This is a genomic window from Streptomyces sp. NPDC048211, assembly GCF_043202315.1.
Taxonomy (GTDB): Bacteria; Actinomycetota; Actinomycetes; order Streptomycetales; family Streptomycetaceae; genus Streptomyces.
On record NZ_JBIDAD010000038.1, the window covers coordinates 1 to 12,683 of the forward strand.

General features: G+C 65.9%; 11 protein-coding genes and 1 pseudogene. 7 read left to right on the forward strand and 5 right to left on the reverse strand.

What is annotated here, in order from left to right:
• Window positions 1-93 precede the first annotated feature (93 nt).
• Window positions 94-621 (reverse strand): annotated as a pseudogene (locus ACGFZA_RS41990) (DNRLRE domain-containing protein); the annotation flags it as partial.
• A 67-nt stretch (window positions 622-688) separates the two neighbouring features.
• On the opposite strand from ACGFZA_RS41990, the gene ACGFZA_RS41995 reads away from it, so the two are divergent.
• From ACGFZA_RS41995 to ACGFZA_RS42005, 3 genes are read left to right on the forward strand one after another with little or no spacing between them, the layout of a single operon-like run.
• Window positions 689-1,357, forward strand: coding sequence for a tyrosine-type recombinase/integrase (locus tag ACGFZA_RS41995; protein WP_393686347.1), 669 nt, complete (start codon window positions 689-691; stop codon window positions 1,355-1,357).
• A 35-nt stretch (window positions 1,358-1,392) separates the two neighbouring features.
• A complete protein-coding gene (locus ACGFZA_RS42000) occupies window positions 1,393-3,543 on the forward strand; it encodes a tyrosine-type recombinase/integrase (protein ID WP_393686329.1) in 2,151 nt (716 codons plus the stop codon).
• Window positions 3,540-4,127 (forward strand): DUF6262 family protein, encoded by a 588-nt coding sequence (locus ACGFZA_RS42005; protein WP_393686331.1) that lies wholly within the window; start codon window positions 3,540-3,542, stop codon window positions 4,125-4,127. The genes ACGFZA_RS42000 and ACGFZA_RS42005 overlap by 4 nt, the downstream gene beginning before the upstream one ends.
• A gap of 348 nt (window positions 4,128-4,475) precedes the next feature.
• On the opposite strand, the gene ACGFZA_RS42010 is transcribed toward ACGFZA_RS42005, so the two are convergent.
• On the reverse strand, window positions 4,476-4,943 hold the full coding sequence (locus tag ACGFZA_RS42010) for a hypothetical protein (RefSeq protein WP_393686333.1): 468 nt from the start codon (window positions 4,941-4,943) through the stop codon (window positions 4,476-4,478).
• 251 nt (window positions 4,944-5,194) lie between these two features.
• Here ACGFZA_RS42010 and ACGFZA_RS42015 point away from each other — a divergent pair, with 251 nt between their 5' ends.
• The 3 genes from ACGFZA_RS42015 to ACGFZA_RS42025 all read left to right on the forward strand — a co-directional run bounded on the left by ACGFZA_RS42015 (window position 5,195) and on the right by ACGFZA_RS42025 (window position 7,373).
• Window positions 5,195-5,716: a SigE family RNA polymerase sigma factor gene (locus ACGFZA_RS42015; protein WP_393686349.1), complete on the forward strand. Its 522-nt coding sequence runs from the start codon at window positions 5,195-5,197 to the stop codon at window positions 5,714-5,716.
• Window positions 5,713-6,291, forward strand: a complete 579-nt coding sequence (locus tag ACGFZA_RS42020; RefSeq protein ID WP_393686335.1) for a PASTA domain-containing protein — start codon at window positions 5,713-5,715, stop codon at window positions 6,289-6,291. The genes ACGFZA_RS42015 and ACGFZA_RS42020 overlap by 4 nt, the downstream gene beginning before the upstream one ends.
• Window positions 6,292-6,860: 569 nt before the next feature.
• The gene (locus tag ACGFZA_RS42025) at window positions 6,861-7,373 is read left to right on the forward strand and encodes a protein phosphatase (protein ID WP_393686337.1); all 513 of its coding nucleotides are present in this window, start codon (window positions 6,861-6,863) and stop codon (window positions 7,371-7,373) included.
• A 71-nt stretch (window positions 7,374-7,444) separates the two neighbouring features.
• Here the strand turns inward: ACGFZA_RS42025 and ACGFZA_RS42030 are convergent, their stop codons facing one another.
• Window positions 7,445-7,780 carry a hypothetical protein gene (locus tag ACGFZA_RS42030; protein WP_393686339.1) on the reverse strand — a complete coding sequence of 112 codons (336 nt, stop codon included), beginning with the start codon at window positions 7,778-7,780 and terminating at the stop codon, window positions 7,445-7,447.
• Between the two features lie 372 nt (window positions 7,781-8,152).
• Here ACGFZA_RS42030 and ACGFZA_RS42035 point away from each other — a divergent pair, with 372 nt between their 5' ends.
• The gene (locus ACGFZA_RS42035) at window positions 8,153-9,283 is read left to right on the forward strand and encodes an RCC1 domain-containing protein (protein WP_393686341.1); all 1,131 of its coding nucleotides are present in this window, start codon (window positions 8,153-8,155) and stop codon (window positions 9,281-9,283) included.
• Between the two features lie 840 nt (window positions 9,284-10,123).
• Here ACGFZA_RS42035 and ACGFZA_RS42040 read toward each other — a convergent pair.
• Window positions 10,124-10,642 carry a hypothetical protein gene (locus ACGFZA_RS42040; protein ID WP_393686343.1) on the reverse strand — a complete coding sequence of 173 codons (519 nt, stop codon included), beginning with the start codon at window positions 10,640-10,642 and terminating at the stop codon, window positions 10,124-10,126.
• A gap of 579 nt (window positions 10,643-11,221) precedes the next feature.
• Entirely contained in the window at window positions 11,222-11,632 is a 411-nt protein-coding gene (locus ACGFZA_RS42045) for a peptidase inhibitor family I36 protein (protein WP_393686345.1), read from the reverse strand.
• Window positions 11,633-12,683: the final 1,051 nt, after the last annotated feature.

Below are 12,683 nucleotides of genomic sequence, written 5' to 3' on the forward strand. Positions count from 1 at the left end.
ACGTCCTGGAAGATCTCCCACAACGAGTCCGGCACCAGGCGCACAACTATGTCCATGCCCAGAGCAACGAGCGATCACCAATCAAGACATCGTCTTAATCGTGGACCAGGCAGGGGCACAGGACCAGGTCGTGGTCCCGGTCGGGCGCCAGCCGTGGGCGAAGCTCTTCGACGCAAGTGAGGCACCCGTCGCAGGTCCCGGCCACTTGGACGTGGTGGTCTCCGACCAGTTGGAAGTGATCGGGGCAACGGTGACGGGACGGGCCGCGCACGACTGCGACCAGTTGTTGTACAGCGCCAGGTCGGCGCTGAGGACCCAGGCATTCTTCAGCGTGGACTCCAGGCCGGTGAAGCGCAGGAACGCTGCCGCCTTGTGGCTGCCGCCATCGTAGGTGCCGGCCTTCAGGACCGTGTCCGAGGCAAAGTTGGTGTTGTAGGGGTATTCGACGTACGTGCCAGAAGTTGCGTCGACGGACTTCACCGACGGGTCGACCCGGACCGGGAAGACCCGCCCCGGCGCCGACAGCCATTCCTTGTCGAGCTTGACGACGAGGACCTGGCGCCCGTCCTCGGTGTCGAGGCTGTAAGAGACGCCGGAGGAGACGACACCCTCACCGCAATTGAGCGAGCCCCGCTTCCTTCGCTACACGCCGGCCGGCTATCACCGTGGCGAGGGCGGCGAGCACCGGGTGGTCAGGGCTCGGATCCTCAAGACCCCGGAGATCGAGAAGCCGCCTGCCACACTGACCGCCGAGCAGTCCTGGCAGATCATCGCGGCCGCCCGGACCGCGCGTGACCGTCTCCTGCTCGGCGTTCTCCTCGACGGGGGTCTGCGGATCGGGGAGGCCCTCGGCCTGCGCCGGGAGGACATGCATCTGTTGCCGGACACGACCCATCTCGGATGCACGCATCGGGGCTCCCATCTGCATGTTCGCCCCAGGCAGGACAACGCCAACGGGGCCCGGGCGAAGAGCGGCCGCTCGCGCGTGGTGCCTCTCGCGCAGAAGTCGGTCCACCGGTATCGCGATCACCTGGCGGAGCGTGAGATGGTTCCCCGGGCTGCCGGATCTGACTATGTGTTCGTGAATCTGGTCGGCCCGCATGCCGGGAGGCCGGTGACGTACTCGAACGCCAAGCAGATCATCGAACGCATCGGCAGCCGATGCGGTTTCCGCGCCCGTCCGCACATGATGCGCCACACGGCCGCTACCGGTTGGATCCGCAACGGTGTCGATCCCGACGTCGTGCAAGTGCTGCTCGGCCACGCCTCGTCCGCGAGCACGGCGGTGTACCTGCATGCAACGGACGAGGACCTGCGCGCTGCCGTGGAGCTGACCGCTGCAGGAGGTACTCGATGAGCACGGCGCTTGCGTTGTCGCCACAGCCTCGCGCGGTGCCTAACCAGGACTGGCACGGGTGGCTGACCGCCCAGCTCGATCCGCACTGGCGCCGCGACGAGTGGGATCCGGAAACTCACATCTTCACCGGTTCGACGGACAACCCGCTGACAGCGGCCCATCGGTGCCGGGTGGCCAGATGCCCCGCCCCGGTCGAGTCGTTCAACAGCTACTGCTCCGGCTGCACCTATGACCGGAAGAGCAAGGGCAACCCGCCGGACTTCGCCGCCAGCCATGTTCCAGGCATCCGGCGGGGAAACCAGCACGGCGGAGTCAACCACGGCATCGGCAAGACCCGGTTCACCCTCAAACCACTGTCGGCGGTGGTGCGGACGGAGATCCTCTACGCACTCCAGCAACGCGATCAGCTGGATGTCATCCTGGTCCCGGGCCGGATCCGTTCACTCGTCCCGAATCTCCCGCTGGACCCGACCTCGCTGCTCGACCTCGCCCCCGGATTCCCCGCGTCCTTGGAGAAGCTCCAGAGGTCCACACTTCGGGGCCTGCTGGATCAGCTGGCCCGCGCACGGAACCAGTACGAGAACGCCGATCCGACCCTCGGCGATGTCTGGGACTGCCGGCTGGTCGGGCTGATCGCGGGGAAGGGACGCGAGTACCGGGCCACCTCCGGAAACATCGACTTCACCGTGATTCAGCAGACCTGGCTGCGTGAGACGGCCAAGGAGTACGGGCGGCAGGTGCGTCCCACCGTGATCGAACTCCGGTTCGTAGTGCAGGCGGCAGCTATCGCCTCGACCGCACTCGCCGGTCGGCAGAACGGCGAGACGCCACAAAAACTGCAGCTGGCGGACATGAGCGCCGTCGTCGACGCATTCCGGACCCTGCTCAATCCGAAAACCCACAAGCCGTACAGCAACCCCCACCGCGGCTCGCTGCTCGGCTACTGGCGCAGGTTTCTCGACCACGCCCGCCTGCTCGGGCTCATGGACCAGGTCCCCGGAGCCTTCGCCCTCTCCCCGGCCTTCCACCAGATGCAAAGTGCAGAGGAGGACACCGAGGACGACATCGGCCGCGCCATCCCCGAGCACGTCATAGCCCAGCTCGACGAGCACCTGCACCTGATCGGCACCAGCTACGAGCGCGGAGGCTGGACGAGCCGAGACTATGCGCAGATGTATGGCGTGTACTACCGGGTCCTGAGGGACACCGGCCGTCGTCCCGAAGAGACGGCCCGATTGAAGATCGGCTGCGTCGAGAGGGTCGACGGCAAGCCCACCCTCATCTACGACAACCTCAAGCGCCGACGCTACGGGCGCAGACTTCCGATCACCGAGGCCACAGCGCGCGACATCGAGGCATGGGAGAGGCAGCTATCGGCTCTCCCCGTACGCGCGCTTGGTGATGGATGGCTCTTCCCCGCCCCGGGCCAGAACCGCACCCGACGCGGCCACATGTCCGCCCACCACTTCTCCGCCAAGATCTTCCGCACGTGGGTGGACAGCATCCCTGCCATCCTCGACGAACGTCTCGACGACGAGGGCAGGCCCGCCGCCTGCAACCGGGCGGAGATCACCCTGTACGGCCTGCGGCACGCCTACGCACAACGGCACGCCGACGCCGGTGTCGCCGTGGACCACCTTCGAGAACTGATGGACCACCGCGAAACCGACACGACGATGGGTTACTACAAGGTCTCCCTGGCGCGGAAGCGCCAGGCCGTCGAGACCGTGGCCCGAATGGCCATCGACCGGCACGGCAACCCGCACGGCTACAGCGACGCGCTGGCCTACGAGGGCCAGACAATCGCAGTCCCCTACGGTGGATGCAGCGAGCCCAGCAACGTCAAGGCCGGCGGTCAACACTGCCGTATCCGCTTCCAATGCGCGGGGTGCGACTTCTACCGACCTGATCCCTCGTACCTGCCGGCGCTGGAACAGCAGGTGGCCGAACTGCGGGCCGATAAGGAAGCGGCACTAGCGATGGGGGCCGCCGACTGGGTGATCCGCAACTTCCACGACCAGATTGCCGGCTACACCAAGTCCTTGGAGCAGATGCGCCGCACACTGGCGGCGCTGCCCGAACAAGAACGGGCTGCCGTTGAAGAGGCGGCCCGAGAGCTCCGCAAAGTCCGATCGGCTGCAGCCTTTGTACCCCTGCAAAACCTGGGATTGCGGAGCAGGTCGTGAACGGAACCGAGTCATCCCGCGAGGCGCGCGTGGCACGCCTGCGCCAAGCGCGACAAGAAGACAGCACCGCCAAGACCGCTCGCGCGACGGCCGCCATCCGGCACCTGCTCGAAGCAGGGCAGCGCGTCTCCTTCGCCAGGGTCGCACGGGAAGCGAACGTGTCGACGTGGTTCGTTTACAACAACCCCGCAGTCAAGTCAGCGACTCAGGACGCGATGCTGGTCCAGACCGATCAAGGCATGGCCGCAGCCGCGGTCGCCCCGAGAGAGCGAGCCACGCCTGCCAGCCTGCACACCGACCTCGCACTCGCCCGGGCAGAGATCAAGGACCTGAAGCGCGAACGCGACACGTTGACGCGCCGTGTCCAGCTCGCCCTGGGCGCGGAGATCGACAACGCGGCACGTGCCGACCTGGTCGACCGGATCCACGACCTGGAACGCCGTAATCAAACCCTGACCAGGGAGCTCTCGGAGTCGAACAGCCGGGCCGAGAAGCTCGCACGCGGACTTGAGGAATCTGAGGAAACCGTCGCGTCACTTCGGCTCGCATTGCGAAAGGCCATCCGCGTGGTCCCTCGTTCGTGATCACGTGGCGCGCTCGCCAGAGGGGCCCTCTGGCGAGCGCGGCAATGCCCTTCTGTCTCTCATCGAAGGACGGCCCAGCGTCACTGATAGCGATCTTTGAAATCGGCCAGTCCCGCTCTTGGCTCCTCACTTATCCGTGCTGTTCAACGAACTGGGGGGGTGGGGAGCGGGAGCGCGTGTGAGGGCCCGCCGACCGTCAGGTCGGCGGGCCCTGGTGGTCGGTGACGTCAGGGTGCGCAGGCCGGTGCCTGGCCGTCCTCGTCGTGGGTGTGGGCGGCGAGTTGATGTGGGTGGTCGTCGGAGAGGGGGCGGTTTACTCGAGAGCGTAGGCAACATCGTGGCTCCTCCTCAGAACCAGTGGGGGCGGTAGGCGCCGCCCGCGCGGGTGGGGCAGTCGTCTCCAATCCGCAATGGCAGGTTCCCGGCCTCGTACGCGGCGTCGATCTCGTCCTTCGTCAGCTCGCGATTTCCGACAGCGGTGGACTCCCACTTGCTGGACTCGACCTCGCTCCAGCCGTCCGGGTCGAGTACGTAGACGCGGCGCACGAGGCCGTCCACGGCCACGATCGCGTACTGGGCCTCAGCACGGACCCTCTTGCCAATGGGCCAGATCCCCCGGTCGCTCGCGTACTGCCCGGCGTCGCCGACTTCGCCGTACGCGCCGCGCGGGTCGGCGAGGTCCTCCCGAACCCGGTCCCGCCGCGAGATCACCGCGGCCACCTTCTTGCCGTGGCGGACATGACCGAAGCGCTGCTCGGCGGCCTGTCGACAGGTGCCGAGCGCGTCGCCGACGTCGGCGAACGTAGTATCTGGCAAGAGGCGCCCCCGTTCTTCTCGGCCGACTGAGGGCCGCCCGCCCGGCGGCCCTCCGCTTCACCGGGCCCCGCCCGCACCCCGGGCGGCAGCGGCGCGAGGTCCTGAGACACCCTTCCGTCCCGGCTGTGATTCACATCACTGCCGGCGGCTCGGTGCAGCACCCGGACCCGTTCCGCCGTCATGGGGGCAGTGATTGGGACGGGACGAAGAGAGGAGGTCGGCGGGTGAGGTTTCGCAGGAGCGGTCCGGGCATCGGATTCACGGAGTTCGTCGCACAGCGGTCGGGAGCGTTGTTCCGCACCGCGTATGCGCTGACCGGTGACGTGCACGTGGCCGAGGATCTGGTGCAGGAGACGCTGGAGCGGGCGTGCCGACAGTGGCGGAAGGTCGCGGTGGCGGACTCGCCGGAGGCGTACGTGCGCAAAGTACTGGTCAACCTGGCCAACGACCGCTGGCGGCGGCTGTCGCGCCGGGGCGAGCGCCCCGGGCTGTCGGGGGTGCCCGAGACGGCCGACCCCCGGGACCGGTTCGGGCAGGTGGATCTGCGCGCGGAACTGATCGAGGCACTGCTCGGGCTGCCGATGGGCATGCGCAGCGTGGTGGTCCTGTACTACCTGCACGATCTGGACGCCCGGCAGGTCGCCGACGTCCTGGACATCTCTTCGAGTGCGGTGAGGTCCCAGCTCGCCCGCGGCCTGGCCAAGCTGCGCGATTCCGTATCGGGCGCCCAGGCGCCGCACACGCCGTCGGCCACCCTCGGAGGTACGAAGTGAGGAACACGTCGTCCGGACCGGCCCCGTTCGAGCCGGGCCTCGAAGCCGAGCTGCGTGCCGCGGTGGCCTCCTTCGCCGACGGGCCGACGGCGCCGGTCGTCGACGCGGCCGCGATCGAGCGAGCCGTCAGCCGCAGCCGCCCCCGCCGGGCGCTCCTCGGCACCGCTGCGGCGTGCTGCGTGCTGGCGTGCGCCACGGTGGGGTTCTTCGCGCTGAAGCCCGTGCCGCCCGCGCCCGGCGCCTCCCCGTCCCTGTCCCCACCGGCGAACGGGGCGTGCACCCCGCTCGCCACCGGCACCCCCAAGAGCGGAAGCGCCGATGCGACTCCGACACAGGAGCAGGAGCAGACCGCGGGAGCGGGCATCGCGCTGCCGGACCTGGCCGGCATGCCGGTCGAACAGGCCGGAAGCCTGCTGCGCGGACTCGGACTGAGCTGCACGATCATGCGGCACACGGACTGGAACGCTCCCGCCGGGCAGGTGATCAGCAGTCAGCCCCGGGGCGGCACAGAACCGGTGGCACCGGGCTCGTCCGTCCTCCTGCTGGTCTCGACGGGCAAACCCGGCGGAACCTGAGCGACCGGGCCCTTCGGCCCGCGCACCGGCCGAGTGACCCAGGGGCCGGTGCCGGGCAGTCCGTCGACCGCGGCGCACCGGCTGGACGCCCGCCCCTCCGGGCCGCTGCTGGACTTTTCCGAGGGGCGCGTGCGGGTGATGGGGATCTTTGAAAACGGCCAGTCGTGCTCTTCGTTCCCCACTCCGTTGAGTGATGAACGAAGGGCCGGGGCCGCCCGCTTGTCGAGTGTTCGGGCCGTGCCGACCCGTCAAGGGCGCCTTCGGCGTCGCTTCGCGATGAGCTCTGCTCACCCTGGACGGCTCGCCCCGCCCCTGATTCGGCTGGATATCGGGCGGCCCCTCCCGTGTGACGCCGGGCCGCAGGTCAGCGCACCGAGAGTGGGGAATCTGGGTGAGCACCTCTGGGGAACCCCTGAGCACCAGGTGGGGAATTTCAAAGAGTCCCATCATCACCGCTTCGGGAGGTAGGAACCCAAGCGCGTCAACGATCAAGGAGTACTGGTATCAACAGGCGGTGGCGGGAACACGGGAGCCTGACCACGCCGTTGTACCTCCGAAAAGGGAGCAAAGTGAAGACCCGTCAGAAGGATCGCGATGTCCCTGAGCCCGACAAGCCTTGGAGCGAGATCAGCCCAGGACTCTGGATGGGCGGACACTTCTGGACCGACCACACCGGTGAAGTTCAGCCGGCTGTCGCGGGTGATGAGTTCGACCTGGTCATCAGCCTGTTCGCCCGCGCAGGCCACGGTCCGCACCCGACAGCCCAGCACCTGATCACCGAACTCCCCGACGGCCCGCTCACCGCCGACCAGATCCACTCCGTCCAGGAGTTGGCCCGCAGTGCGGCACATGCTCTACGAGACGGCCATACCGTGCTCGTGCGCTGCCACTCCGGCTACAACCGCTCCGGACTGGTCATCGCGCAGTCCCTCATCGAACTGGGTTACACCCCTGACGCAGCCATCAGTCTCATCCGGCAGAGACGATCGCCACGGGCACTCAACAACGAGACTTTCGAGCAATACCTCACCACCGGGCTTCATGTGGCTTACCTCCTGAGCGGACTCGACACGCTCGGCTGAACCACCCGCGCCACCGCAACGGCCATCAGTCAGGGCTGTGTGCCTCATGTGCCTCAGTTGTAGGCAAAACGCTAGAATGCTTCTACACCAAGGCGCATGCGTGGCCCACTCGATCTGGCTATGCAGATAACGCGGGTGTCGCACCCGTCCCCGGAGTTCAGGCCCTTGTTCCAGTGCTTGTACAGGCTCCGCTTGTAACCCTCACGGTGCTCCACCGCCACGGGCAGCTCGTTGATCGCCTCGAACAGCGGCACCACAACAGCCACCCCGGCCGGGCCCGCCGCAGCCTCACCCGCCGGCACCGAGGCGGCGGGGTGGGAGGCGGAATGCGCGGCGGGAGCCGCCAGGAGAGGAAGGACGCAGAAGGTGAGTGCGGGAAGGCCGCGCACAAGCAGGTTCTTGATCACAAAGGCGGGTGTACCGGGCCGGGTACCCCAACCGACAGCCCTGGCGGGATGACTCACCCGTGCGGACCATTGGATTCACCGCAGAAACGATCGGGCCAGGCGGAAGGGCGACGCCACAGGGAAGGAATGGCACTCGGCCGGACTTGGTGACTTGCTGTCCGTCCGGGTGAATTCTGTTGCGGGTCGTGTCCTTTGTGCCTGTCGGGGCGCTACGAAGATCACGCCGTATTTGATCTTCGAAAGGACGCGTTGGTGCGTACTGTTCGCCCGAGCCGGCACTTTACTGCTGCGCTCTGCTCCCTGGCTGTCCTGCTTCCTCCTCTGGCCGCCCACGCTGCTGCCCTGGCTTCGGCCTCGCCCAAGATTGCGACGGTGCCCACCGGAGAGGGGCTCGCCCCGGAGAAGCGGCTGAAGTCCTGGGGTAACAACCGCTCCGGGCAGCTCGGTGACGGAACGTGGACCGACTTCCGTACCACGGCAACCTCGGTGCTTGGACTGACCAGCGCTGAGGTGACGCAGATCGCCGCAGGTGGTGCAGGCTCCACGTCCGGTCACGGGCTGGCTCTGCTGAGCGACCGTACCGTGCAGTCCTGGGGTGCCAATGGCTCGGGCCAGCTCGGTGACGGTTCGGTGTTCAGCCACAACGCACCCGGGCAGGTCGTGAACCTTTCCAACGCCGTCGCCGTCGCCGCGGGCGGCTGGCACAGCATGGCGCTGCTGGACGACGGCACCGTCGTGACGTGGGGCCGCAACAACTACGGCCAGCTCGGCAACGGCACCAACATGGACAGCAGTGTTCCTGTCAAGGTCGAGGGCCTCAACAAGGTCGTCGCGATCGCCGCCGGCCTCAACCACAGTCTGGCGCTGCGCGAGGACGGCACCGTGTGGGCATGGGGCTACAACATCAACGGCCAGCTCGGCGACGGGACATCTGCCAGCCGCAACGTTCCCAGCCCGGTCGGCGGTCTGAGCGGTGTCACCCGGATTGCTGCGGGCTGCAACCACAACCTCGCCCTGGTCGGCAAGCCGGGCAGCGAGGCAGACGCGGTGAAATCGTGGGGCTACAACGCCACGGGCCAGCTCGGCGACAACAGCACCATCAACCGGTACACCCCGGTCGATGCCCAGGGCCTCTGGCTCGGCGGGGTCTCGCAGATCGCGGCCGGCTGCAACCACAGCCTGGCCGTGACCGGCAGCGACCACAGGCTGAAGGCATGGGGACAGAACACCTCGGGGCAGGTCGGTGACGGCACCACCGACTACCGGATCACCCCGGTCCCCGTCCCCACCCTCAAGGACGTTCAGCTGGTAGCCGGCGGAAGGGAGCACACACTCGTCCTCCTCGGTGACAACACGGTCCGCTCCTGGGGCGCCAACGGCTCCGGCCAGCTCGGCAACGGCACCACCACCGAAAGCAGCACCCCGGTGACCACGCTGACCGCCCTGACCGGCGTTGACAAGATCGCCGCCCCGGTGGGCGGTGACTTCAGCATGGCCAACTGACGCCCACAACCGCGCGGCTCTGCCTCGGCACCACCAGCCGAGGCAGATCTCGTCCGCGAAACGGCCCCACTGATGACCAGTCCGGTTTGCAGGATTCCGTGTTCGCTCGCCTCCGTCCGGGGGAAAATCCTGAGCACTGCCCCGCGTGCCGCTCTGTATCCCGGGGGGGTACTTCACTGCCCCCGCGTCAACCACGTGTCCGGCCTGCAAATCCAGCGGAACTGCTGGTTCTGCAGCGCTACGCCAACGGCTCCCGCGCCAGCTTCAATTTCGCCTTCGGCCTGAGGCACGCCGCGCTGCAGCGGTGGGCTCGCGGTCGGGATCGCCTGGCGCGGGGGTATAGCCAGGAGGAGATAGACCGGCCTTCTCTGAAGGTGTTCATGCCGCTGAGGGGGGTGAGTATCGGCGGTTGTACCGGTGGTGGGCGGGTGGGAATGCGATCGTGTGTCAGCAGGCTTTCCAGGATGTGGATATGGCGTTCGCGAATTGGCAGAGATCGGGCTGGCGTGCTGGGGGGTGCGGTGGGCTACGTGCGGCCCAAGCGGGTGGGTGGGTGCAGGGATTCGTTCCGGACGACGCGTGTGCGGCTGGTGAGTTCAGATCTGCGGCATGTCCGGATCGGCGGGGAGAAGGATCCGGCCGGTACAGGGGCTTTGATCGTGCGGTTGCACCGGCCCGCGCGGCGTCTGGCCCGGGCGCTCGCCCGTGGCGGGGTGGTGAAGAAATCGAGGGTCCTTCACCGTGATCCGGGATACAGTTTCTGATTAGCCGGCCGGATAGAAACCCGGCAGGAGAGCATGGTGTATCGCCACTGTCCGCCTGTGACGCCTCCGCTCCTGGTTATGAACCCTGCAGAACTAGACGGGCCTCGCTCAGCGAGTGATTCCATGCGGCGCGATACGACTCAAGCGGAACGGACATCTCCTTGAGTATCTTGACCTGATATTCGGATTCGACAATCTGCCTTCTTCGGACGTAATCAACCTTCTCCTTGCAGTCAACATCGACAACAGCCATCCTCTTCTCTGCACTACTCGCCTCCACGCCCTCTGAATCCCCCTCAGAGGAGGCCGACACCCATGACCCCGCAGCGGCAAGCGGGTCCTTCTGGGTGAACTTTGACTTCCTCATACACTTCCTCCAATCGGCATCGAGTTTGCTGACCCTGCTGTCGGCGCTCGATTCCGACCAGCCTTTCGATGATGCGGTGAAAACCGGATCGGCTTCTTTTATCCAGCCCATACGCAGCCGGTCCCGCGCCACATCACGGCAGCCTGCCCTCTTCCCCCCGTCCCCCGTATACGCATCCTGCGCGTCTTTTCCCGCCGCCTTGAGGCGCGCCTGCTGACGCAGCCCCAACTGTCGCTCCCGGGAAGGCGTGGACCCTACCGGCGGCGGCAAGTGGTATCCGTACGCGGCAGCAACAGCCCTGTCACTGACTCCGTAGCGACGCTCGTTCGGTGAATGCGATTTCGCCCCATTGAGTTCTGGGGCCGGCCAACTCAGCCCGCGCGCCTTCATGCATTTATCGGCGAGAACGAAAACGGCTCGCTCAATTTCTTCCTGCCCTTTCGATCTCAAACGGAATGCATCGAGAGGGAAGAGAGGGACGCGAACTCCCGCAACCACTTCACTGGACTCCTGTCTGGGAGTCGCATAGTGACTGCCTTCGGATCGACGATCTTCAGTATCCCGCGAATCCATTCCACCACAAGCAGATACCCCGAGGGCCGAAGTAAGCAGGACAGAAAGAGTTGCCGTTCCCCGCCGGAAAGCAGACATACGAATTGCGCCTTTCTCAATACCGACAGCCATGGGCATCCCAGAAGAATCCCCCGATAGCATTTTGCAGGCCAGTACGACGCTGCCACCATCAGGGGATTCACAAGATTCTGCGCTGTGACCAAAGTTGCCCTCAGACCAAAAAGGGCTTATCTTTTAGATGTGTATCGGGCAAGAGGCGTTGTTGGCGAAACAATGCGATGAGATCTTGTTGTCCAGGTCCGACTCGAAATCGTTGTAGATAGTTCCGGTCCAGAGCACACGGTTCACGCCCGTGTAATTCGGATTGGTGAACACGTACGCATTAGTGTCGGGATCCATGTTCTTCGCCGACGTCACACTGTCATTGATGGAAACGCTCGTGCCGAAATATGTCCCAGTGTACGAGGGCTTACTGTAGAGCGTGTCGTACAGAACTCCCTTTACATTGGCATCACGATAGAGACAAATCTCGCCACCGCCAGAGGAATTGCAAGTGCCGTCATACGAGGCGGCCTGCGCAGGACTGGCAAGTGCTACGCCTCCGATTGCAGCGGCAAGACAAAGGAATACGCGAAACTTTCCCATTCCAGGATCCTCTTCTGTCGAAGTCCAGCTTCGAGTACTGGAGTCCACTTCGCGGGGAATGCTACGCCCGGGAACAGCACCGACAACAGTTCCGCATACCGAATCAATACTCACCAAACGACACAACCGGCATGACGTATTTGCGACATGCGAATCCCGGGTGCACTCGATCCATTTCGCGGCGCCCTCGTGTCGGGGGTGGCCGCAGGCAGCCGCCTCCGGGCCATGCCATTGAGGATGCGGCAAGAGTCCAGCCCGAAGAGGGTGAGCCCTCCGGCTGCGCCATCCCCAGTGCGCGATTTGCAATGAATCTGGACCTGCCGATCGGCCAGAGCGTCGGCCGCTCACGCCGCCCTCGCTGCGCGACAGCCGCCGCGGGCCCGACGGCGCAGCCCGGTCCGGTCCGCGGTCTGCCCTATCTCGCCTGGGGCAGTGGGTGGGCTTTGTTCTACGTCTGCCACTCCGCCGCCTTCGCGGCCCTCCCGCCGGCAGCGGGATGCCGGGACGGTGGGCGTCGATCTGGGGGTCGCCGTGTTCGCCGTAATCTCACAACCGGTGAGGACCACCGCAGGCAAGCAGCAGCTGTTCACCAACCCCCGCAGCTGGAGAAGTGGCAGCGCCGCATGGCGCGCCAGCACGTGCGAGGAAGTCTGCCGAGCGAGACCGGCATCGTCTTCGAGTAGTTCGCTGCCGGTCCGTCAGCTGGTAAGCAGCGAGCTCGGGGCTAGAAGCGCTGTGTGCCCGATACACTTCTTCATCTGGGAAGTGAATCTGACGGTGGCAGGAACAAAGATCCCGAAGATCCCCATTCTTACTGCTCAGAGGCACTTTTCGTTTGTGCGACCACCCGTCGTACAGCGCACCTCATGAAAGCGCGAGGCTAGTGTTGCATTCATTCCGTCGCGCCTTCGGTGGAGCGAGCGGAACCGCTGACGAGAACACCGTCCGGCGGCTCGCCTAAGACTTGTCCCGTAAATGATGGTGGAGGCAGGCACGACAAGGTCCAGTGGCAAGATGACGGCTTCGACGCTCCTGAGAGGTCATCTTCGTG

Bases quoted from the DNA above. Each gene is read 5' to 3' on its own strand.
- ACGFZA_RS42045 (WP_393686345.1), bottom strand. From the start codon at position 11,632: ATGGGAAAGTTTCGCGTATTCCTTTGTCTTGCCGCTGCAATCGGAGGC.